Consider the following 23,778-nt stretch of genomic DNA (forward strand, 5'->3'; position numbering starts at 1 on the left):
TCTTCCGGCGCACCGTCGATCTGGTCATACGCCCGGAAGTCACCGAAATACTTCGTGATCGCAGCCGTCAGCGTCGTCTTGCCGTGGTCGACGTGACCAATGGTGCCGATGTTGCAGTGCGGCTTGCCGCGTTCGAACTTTTCCTTTGCCATCTCTCACAGACGCCTTTGTTGAGGGTTCTTGGACCTGGCGGCCCGGCTACATCGCGGGCCACATATTTTGTCGGGATCGGAAAATCAAGCGCGGTTTCCCGGCCCGCGGCCGACGCTCAGCCGGCAGCCGGCACCGGCGGGGACGCACCTTCCGCAGCGTCACCCGAGGTGTCGGACGTGGTCGCCGCCTCGGCCTCCTCCGCGGTCTCCTCGGCCACCGCGTCGGCGCCGCCGAACCAGCCCTCGGACTGGGCCTGGCGCCGCATCCACTTCTCGATCTGCAGCGCGGCGTTCTTTGACAGGTTCTCGAGTTGCTCGGCCTTGGACTGGGTGACGCCGGAGCCCACGATGGTCTCGGGCGACGGTGCTTCCAACGCGGTGATCTCCTCGGCCTCGGGGTTGAGCCGCGCCTCGGACACGGTCTCGTAGACGCCGTCCTTCAGCACCGAGACGCGCACGATCACGACCGACTTGGGCGAGAACACGATCGGAATGCCGGGCTGGGCCAGCACGAAGCCCTCGACGCTGACGCCGAGGTGGTAGAGCTGGTCGCCCTGATAGCGGCGGAAGCGTTCCTCGAGTGCCGCGTCCATCGCCTCGATCCACTCGTCGCCGCTGGCCTTCCGCGAGGCCGGCCCCTGCACGATGTTGGGCGCCGTCACCACGGCGTGACCGAGGCGGAAATCGCCAAGCGGGCGCAGCGGCCGTTCGAGCTCGCGCGCGCCGTCGGCGCAGGCGGCGAGCGTCAGGCAGGCGGCGGACAGGATGGCCAGTCGGCGCAGCATCGGGGTTCCTCCGGGGTCGGCGTGACCTCCGGCGGGATAGACCACACGGGCCTGCCGCGCAACGCCGGGCGGCGTCCGGCGTATCGACGGAGGCCGCGCGACGCGGGCGGTCGCGATCTCAGTCGCGGTTGGCGCCGGGCACCCAGAGGACGTCGGCCCGTCCCTCGTCGTTGCCGATCCGCGCGGCCACGAAGAACCAGTCCGACAGGCGGTTGAGATAGGTCACCGCGGCTTCGTTCACGCCCTCGATCGCCGAAAGTTCGATCACGTGGCGCTCGGCGCGACGGGCCACCGTGCGAGCATGGTGCAAGTGGGCCGAGACAGCCGAACCGCCCGGCAGGATGAAGCTGCGCAGCGGTTCGAGCTTCGCGTTCATCGCGTCGATCTCGCCTTCCAGCCGCTTGGTCTGCGAGGGCACCATACGCAGAGGCGTGTATTCGGCCTCCTGGTCGCGCTCCATGTCCGGGCGGCAGAGGTCCGCGCCGAGGTCGAAGAGATCGTTCTGGATGCGCGCGAGCTGCTCGGACATGACGCCCTCGGCATGGAGGCGGGCGATGCCCACGACCGAGTTCAGCTCGTCGGTGGTGCCGTAGGCGACCACACGGGCCGAGTGCTTTGCCACACGGGTGCCGTCGCCCAGCGCGGTTTCCCCCGCGTCGCCGGTGCGGGTGTAAATCTTGTTCAGGACGACCATGCTTTCAGCCTCCGCGCCGGACCCACACGAACAGCAGGATCAGCAGGACCGCAACGAACTGCGCCGCGATCCGCCACCGCATGAGCTTGTTGGCGTATTTCTTGTTGAATTCCCCACCCTTCGCGAAGCCGCCGATGCCGGTCATGAGGATCACGACCACGACGAACATCACGAGGGCCATGACGATGAATAGCGGGTCTGAGCTCATCTGTCCGTCCCTTTGCTTCCCTGCGCCGACGTAGCGCCGGGTTACGCCCGGTCGAGCAACCGGTCCAGCAGCCGCGCCGGCATCACCCGCTTGAGCGCACCCGCGACATGGGTGTGCGGGGTCACGTAATACCGCACCCGCGGGCGCGGGGCCTCGAGCGCGTGGATCAGCTTCTTCGTGACGTCCGAGGCGGGATAGCCGCCCCCGCTGCCCTCGTAGAGCTGGGTCAGCAGGCTTTCGCGATACTGATCGGCGCGCGCGCTCTTTTCCCAGTCCACCCATTTCTCGAACGCGGCGATGGCGTTCTTGCGAAAGGCGGTGTCGATGGGGCCGGGCTCGATCACCGAAACCTCGATGCCGGTGCCGCGCATCTCCATGCGAAGCGCGTCGGACCAGCCCTCGACCGCGAACTTGGTGGCGCAGTAGGCCCCGCGCCACTTGGTCGCGATGAGCCCCAGAACCGACGAATTCATCACGATCCGCCCGCCGCCGTGGGCGCGCATCATCGGGATCACCCGTGTGGTCAGGTCATGCCAACCGAGGAAGTTCGACTCGAAGATCGCCCGCATGGCCGCGGGGGGCACATCCTCGAGCGGTCCGGGAATCGCGTAGGCGCCGTTGTGGAACACCGCGTCAAGCCGCCCGCCGGTGCGCTCCGCGATCTCGGCCACGGCCGCGGCGATGCTGTCGGGATCGGCGTAGTCGAGGCGCAGCGCTTCCAGCCCCCCACCGGAGAGCCGTTCGACGTCCTCCGTTTTCCGGGCGGCGGCGAAAACGCGCCAGCCGCGCTCGGACAGGGTTCGGGCGGCATCGAGACCGATGCCCGAGGAACAGCCGGTGATCAGGAGAGTGCGCGTGTTAATCTCGGTCATGTCCCGCGCTTACGATGACCGCGGGCGCGGCGCAATTGCGCGCCGCGCCGCAGGGGCGCCGCTTCAGCGCGACGCGGTCACAAGGTAGTCGGCCATCCAGCCAATGCGGTTGTTCTCGACGGTGCGAAGCTTGACCCAGCCATCGTTGCTGCGCAGCACCTGCACTTCGTCGCCGCGGCGAAGCTGTGCGATCACCGAGAAATTGGTACCGGGCCCGGTCCGCATGTTGACCACGTTGCCATCGACGACCCGCATGTCCGCGGAAGACTCTTCCGCGTTGGAGGAACTCGCGGTGGTCTCGCGCACGCTCACCCCGGTCTCGACGTCAGTGTCCGTGGTGCGGCGGGTGAGCGGCACGTCGGCCAGCGGATCGTCCGAGCCTGCGCTTCCGCTGTTCAGCGATACCGCGATCGGCTCGGGCGTGTCGGACGCCTGCGCCGGCGCCTTCTGCGCGGGCGTCGCCTCGGACGCTTCGGCGGAGGCGACGACCTGCGTCAGCACGCCGCCGCTGTCGGCTCGCGCAACCTGCTCGGACTGCGCTTCGGCGGCGTCGGCTTCAGCCACCGCGTCGGCGTTCTTGTCCAGCCACCAGCCGGGTTCGAAATCGGATCCGCCTGACATTTCGTAGAAGGCCAGGAACAGGGCCCCGAACGTCACCAGAATGAACTTGTACATGGTCGTCACCTCGTTGGCTCGACCGCCGGCCTTCAATGGACCGGCGACATCTTGCTTACTCGATTCCCAACCTTTCGCGTAGCCAAAATGTTTCCCGAAATAAGCATCGCGCGCGATCCTATCAGCCGTAGAGGCGCATCCGCTTTACCCCTGCCGCGGGCGTGTATATCACAGGATTTATGGATGATCCGGCCGATGACCCCAACATGAACACCCGTGACCTCGCCGAGCCGTTGAGCCGCGCGATCGGTGAGCGCTATCTGACCTACGCGCTTTCGACGATCATGAATCGGGCACTTCCCGATGCGCGCGACGGCCTGAAGCCCGTGCACCGGCGAATCCTCTTCGCGATGCGCGAGTTGCGACTCGCGTCCAACGGCGGCTTCCGCAAGTCGGCCAAGATCTCGGGCGACGTGATGGGCAACTACCACCCGCACGGCGACGCCGCGATCTACGACGCGATGGCCCGCCTCGCCCAGGACTTCGTGATCCGCTACAAGCTGGTCGACGGCCAGGGCAACTTCGGTAACATCGACGGCGACAACCCGGCCGCCTCGCGCTACACCGAGGCCCGGCTGTCGGTCGCGGCCGAGGCGCTGCTGGACGGCCTCAACGAGAACGCCGTCGACTTCCGCCCGAACTACGACGGCACGCTCGAAGAACCCGCCGTCCTGCCCGCGTCGTTCCCGAACCTGCTGGCCAACGGCGCCTCGGGAATCGCGGTGGGCATGGCCACGAACATCCCGCCGCACAACATCGGCGAGTTGATCGATGCCTGCCTGCACCTGATCCGCACGCCGAACGCGCAGGACGACACGCTGGTCAACTACATCCCCGGCCCGGACTTCCCCACCGGGGGCGTGCTGGTCGAGGGCCGGGACCAGATCCTGCAGGCCTACCGCACCGGCCGCGGCTCGTTCCGCCTGCGCGCGCGCTGGCATATCGAGGATCTCGGCCGGGGCACGTGGCAGATCGTGGTCACCGAGATCCCCTACCAGGTCCAGAAGTCGAAGCTGGTGGAACGGCTGGCCGAACTGATCCAGACCAAGAAGGTCCCGATCCTCGCCGACATCCGCGACGAGAGCGCCGAGGACGTCCGCATGATCCTCGAGCCGCGCTCGAAGAACGTCGATCCCGACGTGATGATGTCGACGCTGTTCAAGAACTCGGACCTCGAACTGCGCTTCTCTCTCAACATGAACGTGCTGATCGACGGCGTGACGCCCAAGGTCTGCTCGCTCAAGGAAGTGCTGCGCGCCTTCCTCGATTTCAGGCGCGACGTGCTGATCCGCCGCTCGCACCACCGGATGGAGAAGATCGACCACCGGCTCGAGGTGCTCGAAGGCCTGATCGTCGCCTTCCTCAACCTCGACCGCGTTATCGACATCATCCGTTACGACGACGACCCCAAGGCGGCGCTGATGCGCGAGGACTGGGGCCGCGACCACGTCCGCGCCACGTCCGAGAAGGACTACATCGCCCCCGCGCCCCTGCCCGACGACGGTGCGGTCAGCCTGACCGAGGTCCAGGCCGAGGCCATCCTGAACATGCGCCTGCGCTCGTTGCGCCGCCTCGAGGAAATCGAGCTGGTGGCCGAACGCGACCGCCTGATGGAGGAACGCGCCGGGATCGAGGACCTGCTGGCCAGCGAGGACCTGCAATGGTCGCGCATCTCGGACCAGCTCAAAGAGACCAAGAAGGCCTTCACCAAGGACGTGGCGGGCAAGCGTCGCACCCTCATCGAAGAGGCCGGCGAATCCGAGGACGTGCCGATCGAGGCGATGATCGACCGCGAGCCGATCACGGTCGTCTGCTCCGAGCGCGGCTGGATCCGCGCGCTCAGCGGGCACGTCGCGCTGGACCGTGAGCTCAAGTTCAAGGACGGCGACGGACCGCGCTTCATCTTCCACGCCGAGACCACCGACAAGCTGCTGGTCTTCGGCTCGAACGGGCGCTTTTACACGGTATCGGCCGCGAACCTGCCCGGCGGGCGCGGCATGGGCGAGCCGCTGCGCCTGATGGTCGACCTTCCGAACGAGGCCGAGATCATCGACATCCTGATCCACCAGCCGCGCCGCAAGCTGCTGCTTGCGTCCACCGCGGGCGACGGTTTCGTCGTGCCCGAGGACGAGGTCGTGGCGCAGACCCGCGCGGGCAAGCAGGTCCTGACGGTGCGGGGCGACACCCGTGCCGCACTCTGCAAGCCGACAGCGGGCAATGCCGTCGCGGTGGTGGGCGAGAACCGCAAGCTGCTGGTCTTCGACATCGCCGAGCTGCCCGAAATGGCCAAGGGCAAGGGCGTGCGCCTGCAGAAGTACAAGGACGGCGGACTCTCGGACGCGATCACCTTCACGCTCGAGGCCGGTCTGACATGGCTGGACCCGGCAGGCCGCACGCGCACCGTCGCACAACCCGAGCTGGACGAGTGGCGCGCCAAGCGGGCGACCGCGGGCCGGATGGCGCCGCGCGGCTTCCCGCGGGACAACCGCTTTACCTGACGCGGCGCGCTGTGGCGGGCGCGGGAAACGCACGGAGGCCGAATGACCGACACGCCGCCGCCGCACCCGGCCGAGGCGCCGCCGCCCCTTCCGCCGCGCGCCGCCGGGCCGCGCTACACCGGTGCGCCCTACCCGATCTTCATGCTCGGGCTTAAGACCGGGCTGCTGACGGTCCTGACGCTCGGCATCTACCGCTTCTGGGCCAAGACCCGGGTCCGACGCTACATCTGGTCGTCGGTCGAGCTCGACGGCGACCGGTTTGAATACACCGGAACGGGCGTAGAGAAGCTCCTCGGCTTCCTGCTGGCGGTGGTGATCCTCGCCGTCTACGTCGGGCTGATCCAGATCGGGCTGTTCTATTTCGGCCTCACGCTCTGGACCGAGCCGGAGACCCGGGTCGAGGTCCTGGCCCGCTCCGTGGCCTTCCTGCTGACCGGCGCGGCGGTGCTGCCCTTCGTCCAGTTCGCGATCTACCGCGCGCGGCGCTACCGGCTGGCGCGCACGCGCTGGCGGGGCATCCGCTTCGGCATGGACAAGGCGGCGTGGGGCTACGCGGTCCGCGCGCTGGGGTACATGGCCCTCACCGGGGTGACGCTGGGCCTGCTTCTGCCACTGCAGACCTTCCGGCTGACGCGCTACATGACCGACCGCAGCTGGTTCGGCGACACGCGTTTCCGGCAGGAGGGCCACTGGACCGCGCTTTACGGCGCGATGCGGCAGATATTCTACGCGGTGGCGTTCGGCGCGGCCGCCGCCCTCATCACCTACCTGCTGGAGTGGCCACTGCTGCCGCCTCTCGCCCTGCCAGCCACCGGCATCTGGCTGGTGTTCGGCCTCTTCGTCTACCGCGTCAGGTCCTTCGCCTACCTCGCCTCGCACACGGTCCTCGACGGGCATGCGGGCCTCACCGCGTCACCGTCGGTGAAGACCATCTTCACACGCTACGCGCTCGGCAGCCTCGCCATCGGCCTCGTGTCCTCGGTGGTCTTCGGCGTGCTCGGCGGCGCCATCGCGATCATCGCGGGCGGGGCCGGGCAGATGGCGGGGGAGGACGGCGCATTGGTGGGCCTTGTCGTCGCCGCGCTGCCGGCCATGATGGTCTACCTTCTCGGCTTCGTCTTCATCGGCGCGGCGACGCTGGCGCTGATCTCCCAGCCGGTGCTGGCGCATTATGTCACGACGCTGACCGTCTCGGACGCCGATGCGCTCGGCGCCGTACAGCAGCGCACGGGCGATCGCGGCGCGGATGCCGAAGGCTTCGCCGACGCGCTCGACCTCGGCGGGGCGTTCTGAGGCGATGGACACCACAGCGCGCTTTTCCGACGGGCTTACCGCCGCCACCCGCGAGGTTCGCGTGCGGCTGTCCGCCGACCGGCTGGCCCTGATGATCGAAGGGGCGGGCACGGACGCGCCCCTGCGCTGGCCGTTGGGCGAGCTGCGCGCCCTGCCCGACCATTCCCGGCCCGACGAGATCGTCCTGACCCATGTGGAGCCGCACGGCGACGAGACGCAGGTGCAGGCCGCGCGGCTTGTCGTGTCGGAGCCCGACGCGGTGGCGTGGCTGCACCGGACCCGGCCTGCGCTGTTCTCGCGCCCGCATCGTCCGGGCACCGCGCGGCGCCTCGCGCTCTACGGCGGCGGCGCGCTGGCGGCGGTGGTGCTGATGCTGTTCGTCATCCTGCCCGCGCTTGCCGGCACGCTGGCAGGGATGCTGCCGCCCGAGCGCGAACAGGCCTTCGGTCAGACCGTCCTGAGGCAGATGGAGCGCGTGCTTGGCGCGGAAGATGCCGGCGCGCTCGATTGCTCGAGCACGGACGGACGTGCCGCACTCGACCTGATGACGGCGCGGCTCACCGAGGGGCGCGACCTCGCCTACGACATCGACGTGCGGGTCTTCGACCACGACATGGTCAACGCCTTCGCCGCGCCGGGCGGCCAGATCGTGCTGATCCGGGGCATGCTCGACCTCGCCGAGGGCCGGGACGAGATCGCCGCCGTCCTCGCTCACGAGATTGGCCACGTGGAAGCCCGCGACCCCACCCGTGCGGCGCTGCGCACAGCCGGGTCGGTCGGCCTTCTCGGGCTTCTGTTCGGCGATTTCGCCGGTGGCGCGGTCATGTTGACGTTGGCCGAGCGGCTGATCGACGCCTCTTACAGCCAGAAGGCCGAGGCCCGCGCCGACCGCTATGCCTACGGGCTGCTGCGCGAGGCGCAGGTGGAACCGGCCGCACTTGGCGACCTGTTCGAAACGCTGGCCGGGGAGGCCGGCGAAGCCCCCGGCGCACTGTCGCATTTCCTGAGCCACCCGCGCCTGTCGGACCGCGTCGAGGCCGCCCGCGCCGCCACGCGGGAGGACGCGGAGACCCGTCCGATCCTCGACGACGCGGCCTGGACCGACCTGCGCAACATCTGCGGATAACGGGCAGGTTCGCGGCGTTTCTTGCGTTCCACGCATGGGTGCATGCCGAAAACGCGACGTTCCGGGTCCATGAAGCGCCGGTTTTCCCCTGTTGCCGTGCCGGTCTGGGCGTTATCTCAATGCCAGCACACCGGCGCCCATCCCACGCGGCGCCAGCTTGAGGAGGTCAGAAGCGCATGAAGGTACTCGTGCCCGTCAAAAGGGTGATCGACTACAACGTGAAGGTCCGGGTTAAGTCGGACGGCACCGGGGTCGATCTCGCCAACGTCAAGATGTCGATGAACCCGTTCGACGAGATCGCCGTCGAAGAGGCGATCCGGCTGAAAGAGGCCGGCAAGGCCGAAGAAGTGATCGCGGTCTCGATCGGCGTGAAGCAGGCGCAGGAAACCCTGCGGACCGCGCTCGCCATGGGCGCCGACCGGGCGATCCTGATCGTCGCGGCCGACGACGTCCACCAGGACATCGAGCCGCTGGCCGTCGCGAAGCTCCTGAAGGGCGTGATCGACGCCGAGGAGCCGGGCCTCGTCATCGCCGGCAAGCAGGCGATCGACAACGACCTGAACGCCACCGGCCAGATGCTGGCCGCGCTGACCGGCTGGGCGCAGGCGACGAACGCCAACACGCTCGACATCGACGGCGATCACGCCGTGGTCGCGCGCGAGGTGGACGGCGGCCTGCAGACCATCAAGGTCAAGATGCCCGCCATCGTCACCACCGACCTGCGCCTCAACGAGCCGCGCTATGCGTCGCTTCCGAACATCATGAAGGCCAAGAAGAAGCCCCTCGAGGAGAAGACCCCCGAGGATTACGGCGTCGACGTGAGCCCCCGCCTCGAGGTTGTGAAGACCGCCGAGCCGCCGGAGCGCGCCGCGGGCGAGATGGTGCCCGACGTCGATACGCTCGTGGCGAAGCTCAAGGAAAAGGGAGTCGTGTGATGGCCGTTCTTCTGATGGCAGAAATCAACGACGGCGCGCTGTCGATGGACGCCACCGCCAAGGCGGTTGCGGCGGTCAGCTCGCTGGGAGATGTGCACGTTCTCGCCGTTGGCGCCAAGGCCGCCGACGCGGCCAACGAGGCAGCCACGATCGACGGCGTGGCCAAGGTGCTGGTCGCCGAGGACGCGCGCTACGGTCACCGTCTCGCGGAGCCGACCGCGGCGCTCGTCGCCAAGCTTGCCGAGGGCTACGACCACATCGTCGCGCCTGCGACCACCGACGCCAAGAACATCCTGCCGCGCGTCGCCGCGCTGCTGGATGTCATGGTGCTGACCGACGTGACCAACGTGGTCGATGCCGACACGTTCGAGCGTCCGATCTACGCCGGCAACGCGATGCAGACCGTCAAGTCGAAGGACGCCAAGAAGGTGCTGACCATCCGCACCTCGACCTTCGACGCGGCCGGAACCGGTGGCTCCGCCTCGGTCGAAACCGTGGACGCGGCGGACGATCCGGCCGTGTCCGAGTGGGTCGAGGACAAGCTTGCCGAAAGCGACCGTCCGGAACTCACCTCCGCGGGCATCGTCGTCTCGGGTGGCCGCGGCGTTGGCTCGGAAGAGAACTTCGCGGTGGTCGAGAAGCTCGCCGACAAGCTCGGTGCGGCCGTGGGCGCCTCGCGCGCGGCGGTCGATTCGGGCTTCGCCCCGAACGACTGGCAGGTCGGTCAGACCGGCAAGGTCGTGGCCCCCGATCTCTACATCGCCGTGGGCATCTCGGGCGCGATCCAGCACCTTGCCGGCATGAAGGACTCCAAGGTGATCGTCGCGATCAACAAGGACGAAGAGGCGCCGATCTTCCAGGTGGCCGATTACGGCCTCGTGGGCGACCTCTTCGAAGTGGTCCCCGAGCTGACCGAGAAGGTCTGATAGGACGACAGACCGCCCGGCGCCGAAACCATGGCGCCGGGCGGCTTTTTTCCGGCTCAGGCTGCCTGCAGGGCCCGCGCCACCAGCGGGGCCAGAAGTCCGGCGATCTCTTCGTGGGCCACGGCGCCCAGAAGCTGCCCAGCCGCTCCAGCATCGAAATCCGAGAATGTCATACCGTCGGTCCCCGCCGCGCGGGCCGCGTCGCTGCGGACATAGACGACCGTGTCGTCGGCCAGCGGCGCCAGTGCGTCGATCATGGCGCGCGTGACGAAGAGCGGCTCGGCGCCAAGCGGCTCGCCCTCGGCGTAGGAAAGCGTCTCGGGCGGCTCGGCCTCGGCGCACCACAACAACGTCACCGGCGCGGGCAGCAGGGCGATCAGCGCCTTCATTCGCGCCGTCCACGCAGCCTGCAACTCGGCCGTGACCAGCGCGAACCGCTCCGCGTCCGTGTCGAGAAGCGTGCGCAACAGGCCCCGCGTGAAGGCGTGCTCGCTGAAGTCGATCTCGGGATAGAGCGCGGCCAGAGTGTCGGACGCTTTCACGAAGCGGTCGTTCCGGCGTGGATGCACGCGATAGAGTCGGTTCGAATTGTTCTGCGCCCCGGTCAGCTCGATCACCACATGCGCGGCGCCGGCCGCGAGGCCCGGCACGACCGGGTCGCTGACGAAGGCATCCGGGCCCGCGTTGACCACCCCGAAGTTCACGCAGGGCAGACCGGAGGCGCGCTCCACCTGAGCGACGAACGGGTCCGGCACGAAGCGGCCGTAGGTTTCCGTGCCTCCGAGGAACGCGGCGAAGGCCCCCTCGCAGGACTTGCGCGGCCCGCGGAACGTGATCCGCGAGGCGCCGTAGCGGCAGGGATAATACTCCATCCCGCCGCGCTCATGGCTGGCGTACGACATCTCTCACCCAACATTTCAACTCACCCGAAGGGGAAGACACCCGATTCGCGTTGACGAAGGGCTAAGGTGAAAAAGCGTCTCGAACTTTCCCGGCCCGCCCTTGTGCCCGCGTTTTGCCCGTGCCTATGCTCTGGCCTGATCAAAAGGGCATGAGGCAGAATATGGAGATCAAGAGCGTCGGCGTCGTGGGCGCAGGCCAGATGGGCAACGGCATCGCGCACGTCATGGCGCTGGCCGGCTTCGACGTCATGCTCAACGACGTGAGCGGGGACGCGCTGGAGAAGGCGCGTGCGATCATCGAGAAGAACCTCGACCGTCAGGTCAGCCGCGAAAAGATCTCGGCCGAGGAACGCGATTCCGCGCTCGCGCGCATCCGCACCACGATGGAGCTTCCCGACCTCGGCCAGACCGACCTCGTGATCGAGGCCGCGACCGAACGCGAAGAGGTGAAGCACAAGATCTTCGAAGGCATCGTGCCCCATCTCAAGGAAAACACGATCCTGACGTCGAACACCTCTTCGATCTCGATCACGCGGCTCGCCTCGCGCACCGACCGCCCCGAGAAGTTCCTGGGCTTCCACTTCATGAACCCGGTTCCGGTGATGAGCCTCGTGGAACTGATCCGCGGCATCGCCACCGACCAGGAGACCTACGAGGCCTGCCTCGCCGTGGTCGAGAAGCTGGGCAAGACCGCCGCCTCGGCCGAGGACTTCCCGGCGTTCATCGTGAACCGCATCCTCGTGCCGATGATCAACGAGGCCTGCTACACGCTGCTCGAAGGCGTCGGCAACGTGCGCTCCATCGACCAGGCGATGAAGCTCGGGGCGAACCACCCGATGGGCCCGCTTGAACTGGCCGACTTCATCGGCCTCGACACCTGCCTCGCGATCATGAACGTGCTGCACGAGGGGCTCGGCGACACCAAGTATCGGCCCTGTCCCCTCCTGTCGAAATATGTCGAGGCGGGCTGGCTCGGCCGCAAGACCAAGCGCGGCTTCTACGACTACCGCGGAGACGAGCCGGTCCCGACCCGCTGATCGGCGGCGGATCGCCCGCCGTGGCGGGCCGGCGTTGCGCGGGGCCTGCGGTCTGCGTAGGTGAGGCTCGCCCGCACGAGGCGGGCTGCTTGCGTTCCGAGAAAGGCCCGCCATGCGCCCCGTTCTGACCGTCCTGCTCCTCGCGGCCGCGCTGCCGCTCTCGGGCTGCCTCGCGATCCGCACGGCCGATACCGCGAAGGATGCGACCGTCTTCACCACCAAGACCGCGGTGAAGGGCACCGTCGGCGCGGGCAAGCTGGCGACCCGCCCCTTCCGCGAGCGCGACGACGACTGACGCGCGCCCGCGCGATTTCGTTTCCTCCCGCCGCGACTTGGGATAAGCCTGCGCGCAACCGGCGTCCGCAGAACGGCGCCCCAAGGCGGGCAGAGGCACCCCTGACATGCAACCGATCCGACTGCTGACCGGCGTTCTGACCGTGGGGGTCTGGACCCTCCTGTCCCGTGTTCTGGGGCTCGTGCGCGAGATCGTCATCCTCGCCCTGATCGGGCCCGGCCCGGTGATGGACGCCTTCGTGGCCGCCTTCCGCCTGCCCAATATGTTCCGCCGCTTCTTCGCCGAGGGGGCGTTCAACGCGGCCTTCGTACCGATGTTCTCGAAGCGGCTCGAGGCCGACGACGCGCCGCTCGATTTCGGGTCGTCGGCGCTGTCCGGACTGGCCTTCGTGCTGCTGATCATCTCGGCGCTCGCGATGATCTTCATGCCGGCACTGGTCTACGCCACCGCCGAGGGCTTCGCCAACGACCCGCGCTTCGCGCTGACGGTCGATTTCGGCCGCATCGTCTTTCCCTACATCCTGTTCATCTCGCTGGCGGCGCTGCTGTCGGGCGCGCTAAACGCCGCCGGACGCTTTGCCGCCGCCGCCGCTGCGCCGGTTCTGCTGAACGTTCTGGTGATCTCGGGCATGGCAATCGCCGCCTGGCTCGGGGGCAACGTGGTGTTGACGCTCGTGTGGCTGATCCCGGTCGCGGGCATCGCGCAGCTCATCCTCGTCTGGGTGGCGGCCGAACGCGCGGGCCTCAAACTGCGCCCCCGCCGCCCCCGCTGGACGCCCGAGATGAAGAACCTCGTCCGCGTCGCCGTTCCCGCGGCGCTTGCGGGAGGCGTGATGCAGGTGAACCTGCTCGTGGGCCAGCAAGTCGCGTCGAACTTCGAGAAGGCCGTGGGCTGGCTCTACGCCGCCGACCGTCTGTACCAGCTTCCTCTGGGCGTTGTCGGCATCGCGGTGGGGATCGTGCTGCTGCCCGACCTGTCGCGCAAGCTCAAGGCAGGCGACGACGCCGGCGGCCGGGCGGCCTTCTCGCGCGCGGCGGAGATCTCACTGGCGCTGACCCTGCCCTCGGCGGTGGCGCTCGTGGTGATTCCACTGCCCATCGTCGCGGTGCTGTTCCAGCGCGGGGCGACCAGCATGGCGGACGCCGCCGCCATCGCGCAGGCTGTGGCGATCTACGGCCTCGGTCTGCCGGCCTTCGTGCTCCAGAAGGTGCTTCAGCCGCTGTTCTTCGCGCGCGAGGACACGAAGACCCCTTTCCGCTACGCCGTGGTGTCGATGGTGGTGAATGCCGTTCTGGCGATCGGCCTCGCGCCTGTGCTTGGCTGGCTCGCACCCGCCATAGCGACCACGGTCGCGGGCTGGGCTCTGGTGGCGCTTCTTCTGATCGGCGGCCGCAGGCTTGGACCGGTGGCCCGCGTGGATGATCGCTTTCGCAAGCGGGCATGGCGTATCGCCGCGGCGTCGGTCATTCTCGGGGCGGTGCTTTGGGGAACGATGTTCGCCCTCGAGCCTTTACTCAATGCGGGCGGCATGCGTTACGTCGCGCTTATTCTGCTGATCGCAATCGGAGCCGCCGTCTATGGCCTTGTCGGACACGCAATCGGAGCCTTCCGCCTCGGAGACTTCCGCGAGGCCGTCTCGCGGCGGCGCCGCTGAGGACGCCAAGCTTCGATCCATGATCACGGCCGCGGAGGTCTATCCGCAGCTGGAAGAGCTTGTCGCCGGGGCCGAGGACGAGGTTCTTCTGTCCTACCGCGTGTTCGAGCCCTCGACCCGGCTGCGGTCCGAGAGCGTGCGAGCCCACGGTCTGGAGACCTGGCTCGACCTCCTGGATTGGGTGACCAACCGCGGCGTGCGGCTGCGTCTCGCGATCACCGATTTCGACCCGCTCTTCGCCTCGGACCTGCACCGGCTGTCGTGGACCTCGGCCAGCAAGTTCGCCGACCACGTTTCGGGCGACGTGCAGATCCTGCTCGCGCCGCACGGGCAGGAGGTCGGCTGGATCTGGCGCCGCGCGCTCGTGTTCAAGATCGCCGAAAAGCTCAAATCGCTGAAATCCTCGCCCGAGGACCGCCTGACGCCGGTGCAACGCAAGCTCCTGAAGGCGCGCCCCTTCCTGCGGCCGGTCACGCTGCACCAGAAGGTCGCCGTGGTGGACGGGACGCGCACCATCGTCGGCGGCCTCGACGTGAACGAGCGCCGCTGGGACGACAACGACCACGACCGCCCCGCCGAGGAAACCTGGCACGACGTCAGCCTCTATGCCGAGGGCGAGATCGCTGCAGCCGCGCGCGCCCATTTCGCGGACACCTGGAACCAGGCCCTGGAAGACGATGCCTCGTCGCTCGCCGACCCGGCCCGCCCGATGCCGACGCCCGACCGTCCGCAGGGGCAGTCGGACCTGCGCTTCGTCCGGACCATGTCCAAACCGCGTCACGGCCCCCTCAGCTTCGGGCCGAAGCCCTACCTGACCGAGCACGAGGAGGTCACCCTCAAGGCCATCGGCGAGGCGGAGCACATGATCCACCTCGAGACGCAATTCCTGCGCCACCGTCCCATCTCGGATGCCCTCTGCGAGGCGGCGGAACGGTCGAAGGATCTGCAACTGGTGCTTCTGCTGCCGCCCGAGCCCGAGCGCATCCTCTTCGGCGGTGCCGACAGCTTCGACGCGCGCCACGCCCACGCGCTGCAGACGCTGGCGCTCGGCGACATCGTGAAGGCATACGGCGAACGCGCGGCGCTTCTGTCGCCGGGTCAGACCCGCTCTGCGCGCGAGGGGTTCTCCCGCGCGCTCGGTGGCGCCGGGCCGATCTACGTCCATGCCAAGGTGACGCTGATCGACGACCGCTTCGGACTGGTGGGGTCGGCAAACCTCAACGGCCGGTCCATGCGCTGGGACACCGAGGCGTCGATCCTCTTCCGCGACCATGAGCGGGTGCACGACCTGCGGATGCGCCTCGCGCGCAAGTGGCTGTCCTCGCACATCGAGGACGGCAGCCCGGATCGCGCCCTGACGTGGGCCGAGGCGGCCCGCGCGAACGCCCGCCTCGATCCCGAGGACCGGATCGGCTTCCTCATGCCCTACCCGCTTGGCCGCGCGCGCCGTTTCTCGCGGCACCTGCCGTTGCTGCCGGACGAAATGTTCTGACAGCGCCCTAGCGGCGGATGCGCGCCAGAAGCCGCGTGGCGCCGCCGGGCACCAGCAGCATGGTTAGCGCGAAGCCGCAGGCAAAGCCCGCGATCTCGGCGATCCACCACGGGCCGACCCCGAAGAACAGACCGAAGACCAGCTGCAGCCCCATCAGGATTCCGATCAGGCTGAAGGCGCGCAACTGGCCCTCGCCCGTCTGGCCGAGCCGGACATAGAGCAGGTAGGTGAACGCGCCGATCAGGCCGTAGACCGGCGGGAAGCCTCCGTAGAGCGGCTGTCCCGAGACCGCGCCGAACACCACCGCGCCGCCCGCAGCCGACCCGAAGAAGATCGCCAGCGTCTTCGCCTGCCCGAGCGTCTCGGCCACCATCTTGCCCAGCGCCAGCAGCATGACGCAGGCAAAGAGCGTCTGGCTGAACGCGCCGTTGATGAACGGGTAGGTCACAATCCGGACCACATGCTCGGGCGGGTATTGCCCGGTGCGGGTCATCCAGCCGACGATCTCGCCCGAAAAGGCGAAGCGCTCGATCAGCTGCACCCGCCAGCCGATGGCCTGCGGCCCACCGACGAGGCCCCGCGCCCCCAGCGACACCGCCGCCTCGACCAGCGCCATGACCCCGAAGAGGCCGAGGACCACGGGCGGGACCGGGTTGACCGGGCTGGCATTGTGGGGGTGCTGCATGGCGGGGCTCCCGTGACGCTTTGCCCCGGCCTAGAGCAGCCCGGCGGCGATGGCCAGACGGCGGCAGCGGCTTACCTCTCGGCTGCGCGCGATGGCGCGCCACCCGAGGACCCCGCCGATGACCGATGACCGCGATCGCTACCTCTCACGTCCGCTGCCGGTGCCGTCCCGACGGCTCGGCCGCATGGCGCGGCTGGGCGGGCTGACCGGTGGCGTCGTGGGCCGCGCCGCATGGGCCGGTGCGCGCGAGATGGCAGGCGGCCGGCGCCCCGACCTGCGCGGTCTCATGCTGACCCCGGCAAACGCCACCCGTGTCGCGTCCGAGCTTGCGCGGATGCGCGGGGCCGCGATGAAACTCGGACAGCTCGTGTCGATGGAGGCGGGCGAGTATCTCTCGCCCGAGTTGGCCGAAATCCTCGCCACCCTGCGCTCCGAGGCGCACGCCATGCCGGGGCCGCAGCTCAAGCGCGTGCTGGCCGAGAACTGGGGCGACGACTTCCTGACCCGGCTCGCCAAGTTCGACGTCCGCCCGATCGCGGCGGCCTCCATCGGGCAGGTGCACCGTGCCGTGACCCGCGACGACCGGACGCTGGCGGTGAAGGTGCAGTATCCCGGCATCCGCGACAGCATCGACAGCGACATCGCCAATCTCGGCGCGCTCATGCGCTGGTTGGGCATGGTGCCGAAGGGGCTCGACCTCGCGCCGCTTCTGGAGGATGCCCGCGTGCAGTTGCACGAGGAGGCCGACTACCGGCGCGAGGCCGGGCAGATGACGCGCTTCGCCGACCTTCTGGAGAACGATCCGGATTTCGTCGTGCCGCGGCCGCATGCGGATTTCACCAGCCGCGACGTACTGGCGATGGACTTCCTGCCCGGCGTGCCGGTCGAAACCCTCACCACCGCCCCGCAAGAGGCGCGCGACGGGGTGGCCCGGAGGCTGATCGCGCTGCTTCTGCGCGAGCTTTTCGAGTTCCGGCTGATCCAGACAGACCCGAACTTCGCCAACTACCGCTACGACCCGGAGACCGGGCGCATTTCCTTGCTGGATTTCGGCGCCACGCGCACCTTCCCCGCACCTCTCGTGGCCGATTTCCGCGACCTGCTGCGCGCCGGGCTCGCGGGCGACCGGGACGCCATGCGGGCAACGGCCACGCGCATCGGCTACCTCTCGGACGATTTGCCGCCGCCGCGTCTCGCCACGCTTCTGGACATGATGGAGATGTGCTTTGCGCCGCTCGGGCAGGATGCGCCGTTCGACTTCGCCGCATCGGATCTGCCCGCAAGGCTGACCGAACAGGCCATCGCCTTCGGCCGAGAGCGGGACATCGCCCCCGTGCCGCCCACCGACGCGCTGTTCCTGCAACGCAAGGTGGCGGGGCTCTACCTGCTTGCGGCCCGGCTGGGCGCGCGTGTGGCGTTGCGCCCCTTGGTCACGCCCTACGCCTGATCTGCGCAAAATTGCACATATCCAGTCCCGCCATGCCCGTATCGCGCGCGGCAGCACGGGTCTAAATCGGGGTCAACGCCAACACAGGTTCAAGGAGGGTCCCACGATGACCACCGAAGCCCCGGCCGGCATGCGCATCGGCCACGTTCACCTCAAGGTCTCCGACCTCGACCGCTCGATCGACTTCTACCAGCGTGTGCTCGGCCTCAAGCTGATGCAGAGATATGGCCCGAGCGCCGCGTTCCTGTCGGCGGGCGGCTACCACCACCACCTCGGCCTGAACACCTGGGACAGCAAGGGCGCCGGCCCCGCCCCGCGCGGCTATCCGGGCCTCTTCCACACCGCGTTCCTGTTCCCCGACCGCAAGACGCTGGGCGAGGCCCTGGCCCGCGCCATCGCGGCAGGCGTCGAGATCTCGGGCGCGGCGGATCACGGCGTGTCCGAGGCCGTCTACTTCGACGATCCCGACGGCAACGGCGTCGAGATCTACCGCGACCGCCCCGAGGCCGACTGGCCACGCGACGAGAACGGCGACCTGGCGCTCTACAACCGCCCGCTCGACCTGGAGGCGCTGCTCGCGGACGCCGGCGTCACGCTGCCGGCCTGATCGGGTGGACCTTCCGGCGCGGCGGGCATAGCGTCCGCCGCGCACGACCAAGGAGGGCCCGATGGCGACCGGCCGCAACATCCGCACCTATTTCGACGGCACCTGGCACGACGGCGACGTGGCGGTGATGCGCGCGGCCGACCACGGCGCGTGGCTGGGCTCCACCGTGTTCGACGGAGCCCGCTACGTGGACGGCATGGCGCCGGATCTCGACCTGCACTGCGCCCGGACCAACCGCTCGGCCCGCGCGCTGATGATCGAGCCCACCAGGACCGACGCCGAGATCCTCGAGATCGCACGCGAGGGCCTGTCGCAGATGCCCGCCGACGCGCCGGTCTACATCCGGCCGATGTACTGGTCGCTGAACTCGGAACCCTCGGCGATCATGCCCAAGATCGGCCCCGACCAGACCGGCTTCGCTTTTTGCCTCGAGGAATTCCCGATGCTGCCCGCCGATCACGCGGTGCGGCTGGGACGGACTTCGTTCCGCCGACCGGTGCTCGAGGACAACGTGGTGAACGCCAAGGCCGGCTGCCTCTATCCGAACAACGCCCGGATGCTGGCCGAGGTCGGCCGCCGCGGGTTCGAGAATGCGCTGGTGGCGGATGCCATGGGAAACGTGGCCGAGACGGCGACGTCGAACGTCTTCATGGTTCGCGACGGCGTGGTCTTCACTCCGATTCCGAACGGCACCTTCCTCGCCGGGATCACCCGCGCGCGCCATATCGAGAACCTGCGCGCAGACGGCGTCGAGGTGGTCGAGACGGTCCTGAGCTTTGCCGACTTCGAGGCCGCGGACGAGGTGTTCCTGACCGGCAACCTCAACAAGGTCACGCCGGTCTCGGCCTTCGAGGACACGACCTACGAGATCGGTCCGATGACCCGGCGGGCCCGCGACATCTACTGGGACTGGGCGGCGTCCAACCCGTTCTGATCGCAGGGCCGGGCGGCTTGCGCGGCCCCGGCCGCACTGCCATGATCGACCGGCAGGAAGGACCCAGCCCATGCGCAAGTTCCTCGTCGTGCTCGACGACAGCCGCGAATGTCTCAACGCCATGCGCTTCGCCGCCATGCGTGCGGCCAAGACCGGTGGCGGTGTGGCGATCCTGTCGGTGATCCCCCCCGACGAGTTCAACCACTGGATCGGCGTGGGCGACATCATGCGCGAAGAGGCCCGCGAGCGCATCCAGGCGCACTTCGAGGTCTTCGCCAAATGGATGCGCGACCGCCAGAAGGTCGACCCCGAGCTGGTGATCCGCGAGGGCGATCCGGTCACGCAGATCGTGGCTCAGGTGGGTGACGACCCCGATATAGGCGTTCTGGTACTCGGCGCCGGCACCGACGGCGGACCGGGTCCGCTGGTGACGCAGCTGACCCGGAACTCCGGCAGCCTGCCGATCCCGATCACCATCGTGCCGGGCGATCTGTCCAAGGAACGCCTCGAGGCGATCACCTGAGACGCGACCGGCGTGGCCGCGCGTGATAGGCTCGCGGCGATTTTCCATCACCTGGACATTGCCGCCATGCCCCGCACCAACATGCGCGACCTGACCTTCGCGACGATGAACCTGCTCAACCTGCAAGCGCCGGGCGGGCTGACCTATTCCAGCACCCCGCCCTTTCCGGACGACGCCGAGGGCCGCGCCGCCTACCGGCGCAAGGTGGCGTGGATCGGCGCGAAGATCGCGCAGGTCGAGGCCGAGGTCATCGCCTTCCAGGAGGTCTGGGACGCGGACGCGCTCCGTGCCTGTTTCGACGCGGCGGGCCTAACGGATACCTACGATATCGTGGCCCGAGACGCGCCCGGCCGGGGCCGGCCGCAGGTGGCGCTGGCCGTGGCGAGGGACCGCAACGGCGGCAGCCAGCTGATTGAGGCCGACTGGCACGCTGAGTTTCCCGACACCTTTCGCTTCGACGGCATCCGCGAAAGCGACGGCGCGCAGGAAGAGGTCACGATCACCATCAACGCGTTCTCGCGCCCCCTGCTGATCGCCCGCATCCAGCCCGAGGGCACCTCGCCCAGACCGCCCGAGGTCACGATCGTCTGCGCTCACCTGAAGTCCAAGGGCCCCGCCCGCGTCTCCTTCGCGCGGCCGCGCCCGGTGGTCCTGCAGGAACATGCCGCGCGCGCTAAGTCCGCCCTGTCCCATATCCGCCGGGTGATGGAGGCGGGCGCCCTCCGCGTGCTTCTGGACGAGCGCATGTCCGCGACCGACGAGGCGCCGCTATCCCCCGTCGTGGTGCTGGGCGATCTGAACGACGACACCTCCTCGGTCACGACCGAGCTGATCTCGGACCAGCCGACCTTTCGCGTGATCGAGAAAAGCACCGCGGGACGGCAGGCGGACAAGGGCCTCTACTCGGTGGAGCGGCTGCAGCAGTACCGCTCGCTCCGGCACGTATACTATACCCATATCTACCAGAACAAACGCGAGAGCCTCGACCATATCCTGGTGTCGGAAGAGTTCTACGACCACTCGCGCAAGCGGCTCTGGTCGTTCCGCGAGATGGAGGTCATCAACGACCACCTGAACCGCGAGGACTACGAGGAGGCGCTCGGTGCCTCGGATCACGGCATCGTGCGCGCCTATTTCGACTGGAACCCCATGCCGGACGAGATCGGCTGACAGCCGGCCAAAGTTTAGAACCGTTCCAAACCTTGACCCTGTTCGGGCGGATGGCCATATTCGCGGTCAACCGAGAAAGGGCAGCGCCATGTTCATCCAGACCGAATCGACTCCGAACCCGGCCACGCTGAAGTTCCTGCCGGGCCAGACGGTGCTCGAGGCGGGCACCGCCGACTTCCCGTCCCCCGAGGGCGCGGGCACCTCGCCGCTGGCCACGCGCCTGTTCGAGGTGCAGGGCGTCACGGGCGTGTTCTTCGGCAACGACTTCGTTACCGTGACCAAGGCCGACGAAAGCGACTGGGACCACGTGAAGCCCGGCGTGCTGGGTGCGATCATGGAGCACTTCCAGTCCGGCAAGCCGGTCATGGCCGAGGGTGCGATGGACGCCGCCGGTGACGGCCACGCCGAGCACACCGGCGAGGACGGCGAGATTGTCGGCCAGATCAAGGAGTTGCTCGACACCCGCGTGCGGCCCGCGGTGGCTCAGGATGGCGGCGACATCACGTTCCACGGCTTCGAGCGCGGCGTCGTCTACCTGCACATGCAGGGCGCCTGCGCGGGCTGCCCGTCCTCGACCCTGACGCTGAAGATGGGGATCGAGAACCTGCTGCGTCACTACATCCCCGAGGTCACCGAGGTGCGTCCGGTTGGCGTCTTCTGATCGACCGATCCTCGGGTTCGACACGTCGGCCGCGCATTGCGCGGCCGTCTTGCTGTCGGGCGACCGGATCCTTGCCCAGCGCACCGAAGAGATGACCCGCGGCCAGGCCGAGCGCCTGTTGCCGCTGATCGAAGATGTTCTGGCCGAGGCGGGCGTGGCCTGGGACGAGGTCGGGCGGCTTGGCGTCGGCACCGGCCCGGGAAACTTCACCGGGCTTCGGATCGCCGTCGCGGCGGCGCGCGGGCTGGCGCTGGCGCTCGACATTCCCGCGAGCGGCGTGTCCACCTTTGACGCGATCACGCCCGAGGCCGGCGCCCGCGCCGCGATCCCCGCGCCGCGCGATCAGGTTTACCTGCGCGACGCGGCCGGTGAAATCACCCTCCATCCCCGCGACGAGGCCGAGGCGGCAGGCCCGCTGACGTTCCCGCCCGAACCCGGCATACTCGCCGCCGCGATCGCACGCGCCGCGGCACGGGCCGAACCGCCCTTTACTGTTCCGGCCCCGCTCTATGTTCGTCCGGCGGATGCGGCCCCCGCCCGCGACGTGCCCCCGAGGATCCTCGATGACGCCTGACGATATTGCTGCCCTGATGCAGCGGGCCTATCGCCATCAGACACCGTGGCGTCCCGACGACGTGGCCGCAGTGACCGCGCGCCGGACGACGCGGGTCTTCTCCGACGACGGCGCGGTGCTGATCGCGCAGGTGGTCGCGGACGAGGCCGAGATCCTCGCGCTCGTGACCGATCCCGATCGCCAGCGCGAAGGCCGTGCGGCGCGGCTTCTCGATACCTTCCACGCCGAGATGGCCGAGGGCGGCGTGACCCGCACCGTGCTCGACGTGGCCGAGGACAACGCGCCGGCTCTCGCCCTTTACGAATCCCGTGGCTACCGGACAACGGCGGCGCGCGCGGCCTACTACAAGCGTCCCGAGGGTGGGCATGCCGACGCATTGCTCATGGCGCGACCGATGACGGAAGGTCACGCGAGGTCGTGACCGGCCGGACCCCGCGTTCCGGGGAAAAACCGGTTGACCCTCTCATACCCCTCCGTCCTAAATTGCCGCCGATGCAATAACAGGACGCCGGCGGCGCAAGATCGCCCGCGCGTCCGGACCAGGGAGCCCTGCATGACCGTGATGAAATCCCTTCTCGGCGCCTCCGCCGCGCTGGCGCTGAGCGCCGCCGCCGCGATCGCCGACCCCGCGCTGATCTACGATCTGGGCGGGAAGTTCGACAAGTCGTTCAACGAGGCCGCCTTCAACGGTGCACAGCGCTGGGCCGATGAAACCGGCGGCTCCTACCGCGATATCGAGCTTCAGTCCGAGGCGCAGCGCGAGCAGGCCCTGCGCCGCTTCGCCGAGGCGGGCTTCAACCCGGTCATCACCACCGGCTTCTCGATGTCGACGCCGATCGCCAACGTCGCCGGCGACTATCCCGACACCAAGTTCGTGACCATCGACGGCTACGTCGACCCGGAGGAGCACGAGAACGTGAAATCCATCCTCTTCGCGGAGGAGCAGGGCTCGTATCTCGTCGGCATGCTGGCGGCGATGGCGTCGGAGTCGAACACGGTATCCTTCGTGGGCGGCATGGACATCCCGCTGATCCGGGCCTTCGCCTGCGGCTACGCGCAGGGCGCCAAGTCCGTCAGCGACGACATTGAGGTGATCGTCAACATGACCGGCACCACGCCGGCGGCCTGGAACGACCCGGTGAAGGGCTCGGAGCTGACCAACGCGCAGATCAGCCAAGGCTCGGACGTGGTGTTCGCCGCGGCCGGCGGCACCGGCATCGGCGTTCTGCAGACCGCCGCGGACGAGGACATCCTGTCGATCGGCGTGGACAGCAACCAGAACTACCTGCACCCGGGCCAGGTCCTGACCTCGATGCTCAAGCGCGTGGACGTCGCCGTCTATGACGCGATGCAGGCGGGACCCGATCTCGAGACCGGCGTCGAGACGCTGGCGCTCGCGGATGACGGCGTAGGCTACGCCCTCGACGAGAACAACGAAGAGCTCATCACCGAAGAGATGAAGACGGCCGTCGACGAGGCGCGCCAGCAGATCATCGACGGCGAGATCGAGGTCCACGACTACCGCTCGGACGACAGCTGCCCGGCGATCAGCTTCTGATCCCGGCCTTCATCACGACACTCTCGACGGGGGCTGCACCTGCTGCAGCCCCCGTATCGGACGTTCACCGGAGCC

Annotated in this window: 26 protein-coding genes; 18 read left to right on the top strand and 8 right to left on the bottom strand. The window is 68.5% G+C overall.

The features are described from left to right. The 6 genes from BMX29_RS17345 to BMX29_RS17370 form a co-directional block, all read right to left on the bottom strand. A partial coding sequence (locus BMX29_RS17345) for a GTP-binding protein (protein ID WP_244889267.1) occupies nucleotides 1–152 on the bottom strand: 152 nt, incomplete at its 3' end. 116 nt (nucleotides 153–268) lie between these two features. Further along, on the bottom strand, nucleotides 269–937 hold the full coding sequence (locus BMX29_RS17350; RefSeq protein WP_051487795.1) for a hypothetical protein: 669 nt from the start codon (nucleotides 935–937) through the stop codon (nucleotides 269–271). Between the two features lie 118 nt (nucleotides 938–1,055). Then, nucleotides 1,056–1,631: a cob(I)yrinic acid a,c-diamide adenosyltransferase gene (locus BMX29_RS17355; RefSeq protein ID WP_043845336.1), complete on the bottom strand. Its 576-nt coding sequence runs from the start codon at nucleotides 1,629–1,631 to the stop codon at nucleotides 1,056–1,058. Nucleotides 1,632–1,635: 4 nt separating this feature from the next. After that, nucleotides 1,636–1,839 (bottom strand): twin transmembrane helix small protein, encoded by a 204-nt coding sequence (locus tag BMX29_RS17360; RefSeq protein WP_043845338.1) that lies wholly within the window; start codon nucleotides 1,837–1,839, stop codon nucleotides 1,636–1,638. Between the two features lie 41 nt (nucleotides 1,840–1,880). Continuing rightward, entirely contained in the window at nucleotides 1,881–2,711 is an 831-nt protein-coding gene (locus tag BMX29_RS17365; protein WP_092815358.1) for an SDR family NAD(P)-dependent oxidoreductase, read from the bottom strand. Nucleotides 2,712–2,774: 63 nt separating this feature from the next. After that, nucleotides 2,775–3,386, bottom strand: coding sequence for an SH3 domain-containing protein (locus BMX29_RS17370; RefSeq protein ID WP_043845341.1), 612 nt, complete (start codon nucleotides 3,384–3,386; stop codon nucleotides 2,775–2,777). A gap of 179 nt (nucleotides 3,387–3,565) precedes the next feature. Here BMX29_RS17370 and BMX29_RS17375 point away from each other — a divergent pair, with 179 nt between their 5' ends. From BMX29_RS17375 to BMX29_RS17395, 5 genes are all read left to right on the top strand, one after another. After that, nucleotides 3,566–5,884 (top strand): DNA topoisomerase IV subunit A, encoded by a 2,319-nt coding sequence (locus tag BMX29_RS17375; protein ID WP_092815361.1) that lies wholly within the window; start codon nucleotides 3,566–3,568, stop codon nucleotides 5,882–5,884. A gap of 42 nt (nucleotides 5,885–5,926) precedes the next feature. Beyond that, the gene (locus BMX29_RS17380) at nucleotides 5,927–7,177 is read left to right on the top strand and encodes a DUF898 family protein (RefSeq protein ID WP_092815364.1); all 1,251 of its coding nucleotides are present in this window, start codon (nucleotides 5,927–5,929) and stop codon (nucleotides 7,175–7,177) included. Between the two features lie 4 nt (nucleotides 7,178–7,181). Then, nucleotides 7,182–8,303 (top strand): M48 family metallopeptidase, encoded by a 1,122-nt coding sequence (locus BMX29_RS17385; RefSeq protein WP_092815475.1) that lies wholly within the window; start codon nucleotides 7,182–7,184, stop codon nucleotides 8,301–8,303. A 176-nt stretch (nucleotides 8,304–8,479) separates the two neighbouring features. Next, entirely contained in the window at nucleotides 8,480–9,238 is a 759-nt protein-coding gene (locus BMX29_RS17390; RefSeq protein ID WP_043845343.1) for an electron transfer flavoprotein subunit beta/FixA family protein, read from the top strand. Next, nucleotides 9,238–10,164, top strand: a complete 927-nt coding sequence (locus BMX29_RS17395; protein ID WP_092815367.1) for an electron transfer flavoprotein subunit alpha/FixB family protein — start codon at nucleotides 9,238–9,240, stop codon at nucleotides 10,162–10,164. Before BMX29_RS17390 ends, BMX29_RS17395 begins: the two co-directional genes overlap by 1 nt. A gap of 56 nt (nucleotides 10,165–10,220) precedes the next feature. On the opposite strand, the gene BMX29_RS17400 is transcribed toward BMX29_RS17395, so the two are convergent. Beyond that, on the bottom strand, nucleotides 10,221–11,066 hold the full coding sequence (locus tag BMX29_RS17400) for a DUF6473 family protein (protein WP_092815370.1): 846 nt from the start codon (nucleotides 11,064–11,066) through the stop codon (nucleotides 10,221–10,223). 161 nt (nucleotides 11,067–11,227) lie between these two features. Between BMX29_RS17400 and BMX29_RS17405 the strand changes: the two genes are divergently transcribed. From BMX29_RS17405 to BMX29_RS17420, 4 genes are all read left to right on the top strand, one after another. Next, nucleotides 11,228–12,103 (top strand): 3-hydroxybutyryl-CoA dehydrogenase, encoded by an 876-nt coding sequence (locus BMX29_RS17405; RefSeq protein WP_092815373.1) that lies wholly within the window; start codon nucleotides 11,228–11,230, stop codon nucleotides 12,101–12,103. A 112-nt stretch (nucleotides 12,104–12,215) separates the two neighbouring features. Further along, entirely contained in the window at nucleotides 12,216–12,398 is a 183-nt protein-coding gene (locus BMX29_RS17410; protein ID WP_092815376.1) for a hypothetical protein, read from the top strand. Between the two features lie 106 nt (nucleotides 12,399–12,504). Continuing rightward, nucleotides 12,505–14,052: a murein biosynthesis integral membrane protein MurJ gene (murJ, locus tag BMX29_RS17415; RefSeq protein WP_092815379.1), complete on the top strand. Its 1,548-nt coding sequence runs from the start codon at nucleotides 12,505–12,507 to the stop codon at nucleotides 14,050–14,052. 19 nt (nucleotides 14,053–14,071) lie between these two features. Further along, on the top strand, nucleotides 14,072–15,544 hold the full coding sequence (locus BMX29_RS17420; RefSeq protein ID WP_043845354.1) for a phospholipase D family protein: 1,473 nt from the start codon (nucleotides 14,072–14,074) through the stop codon (nucleotides 15,542–15,544). Between the two features lie 7 nt (nucleotides 15,545–15,551). On the opposite strand, the gene BMX29_RS17425 is transcribed toward BMX29_RS17420, so the two are convergent. Further along, nucleotides 15,552–16,229: a rhomboid family intramembrane serine protease gene (locus BMX29_RS17425; protein ID WP_092815382.1), complete on the bottom strand. Its 678-nt coding sequence runs from the start codon at nucleotides 16,227–16,229 to the stop codon at nucleotides 15,552–15,554. A 118-nt stretch (nucleotides 16,230–16,347) separates the two neighbouring features. Between BMX29_RS17425 and BMX29_RS17430 the strand changes: the two genes are divergently transcribed. From BMX29_RS17430 to BMX29_RS17470, 9 genes are all read left to right on the top strand, one after another. Then, nucleotides 16,348–17,676, top strand: coding sequence for an ABC1 kinase family protein (locus tag BMX29_RS17430; RefSeq protein ID WP_092815385.1), 1,329 nt, complete (start codon nucleotides 16,348–16,350; stop codon nucleotides 17,674–17,676). Between the two features lie 106 nt (nucleotides 17,677–17,782). Further along, on the top strand, nucleotides 17,783–18,283 hold the full coding sequence (locus tag BMX29_RS17435; RefSeq protein WP_092815388.1) for a VOC family protein: 501 nt from the start codon (nucleotides 17,783–17,785) through the stop codon (nucleotides 18,281–18,283). 61 nt (nucleotides 18,284–18,344) lie between these two features. Beyond that, nucleotides 18,345–19,217, top strand: coding sequence for a branched-chain amino acid aminotransferase (locus tag BMX29_RS17440; RefSeq protein ID WP_092815391.1), 873 nt, complete (start codon nucleotides 18,345–18,347; stop codon nucleotides 19,215–19,217). Between the two features lie 70 nt (nucleotides 19,218–19,287). Continuing rightward, nucleotides 19,288–19,740: a universal stress protein gene (locus BMX29_RS17445; protein WP_043845364.1), complete on the top strand. Its 453-nt coding sequence runs from the start codon at nucleotides 19,288–19,290 to the stop codon at nucleotides 19,738–19,740. A gap of 66 nt (nucleotides 19,741–19,806) precedes the next feature. Next, nucleotides 19,807–20,910, top strand: coding sequence for an endonuclease/exonuclease/phosphatase family protein (locus BMX29_RS17450; RefSeq protein ID WP_139197075.1), 1,104 nt, complete (start codon nucleotides 19,807–19,809; stop codon nucleotides 20,908–20,910). An 88-nt stretch (nucleotides 20,911–20,998) separates the two neighbouring features. Continuing rightward, complete coding sequence (locus tag BMX29_RS17455) at nucleotides 20,999–21,571, top strand: NifU family protein (RefSeq protein WP_043845366.1); 573 nt, start codon at nucleotides 20,999–21,001, stop codon at nucleotides 21,569–21,571. Further along, the gene (tsaB, locus tag BMX29_RS17460) at nucleotides 21,558–22,145 is read left to right on the top strand and encodes a tRNA (adenosine(37)-N6)-threonylcarbamoyltransferase complex dimerization subunit type 1 TsaB (RefSeq protein ID WP_092815397.1); all 588 of its coding nucleotides are present in this window, start codon (nucleotides 21,558–21,560) and stop codon (nucleotides 22,143–22,145) included. Before BMX29_RS17455 ends, tsaB begins: the two co-directional genes overlap by 14 nt. Next, entirely contained in the window at nucleotides 22,135–22,566 is a 432-nt protein-coding gene (locus BMX29_RS17465; protein ID WP_043845369.1) for a GNAT family N-acetyltransferase, read from the top strand. Before tsaB ends, BMX29_RS17465 begins: the two co-directional genes overlap by 11 nt. Before the next feature lie 132 nt (nucleotides 22,567–22,698). Continuing rightward, nucleotides 22,699–23,703 carry a BMP family lipoprotein gene (locus tag BMX29_RS17470; RefSeq protein ID WP_092815403.1) on the top strand — a complete coding sequence of 335 codons (1,005 nt, stop codon included), beginning with the start codon at nucleotides 22,699–22,701 and terminating at the stop codon, nucleotides 23,701–23,703. The last annotated feature ends 75 nt before the right edge of the window (nucleotides 23,704–23,778 follow it).

Origin of the sequence: Roseivivax marinus (assembly GCF_900109705.1) — a bacterium.
In the GTDB taxonomy this organism is placed as follows: Bacteria; Pseudomonadota; Alphaproteobacteria; order Rhodobacterales; family Rhodobacteraceae; genus Roseivivax; species Roseivivax marinus.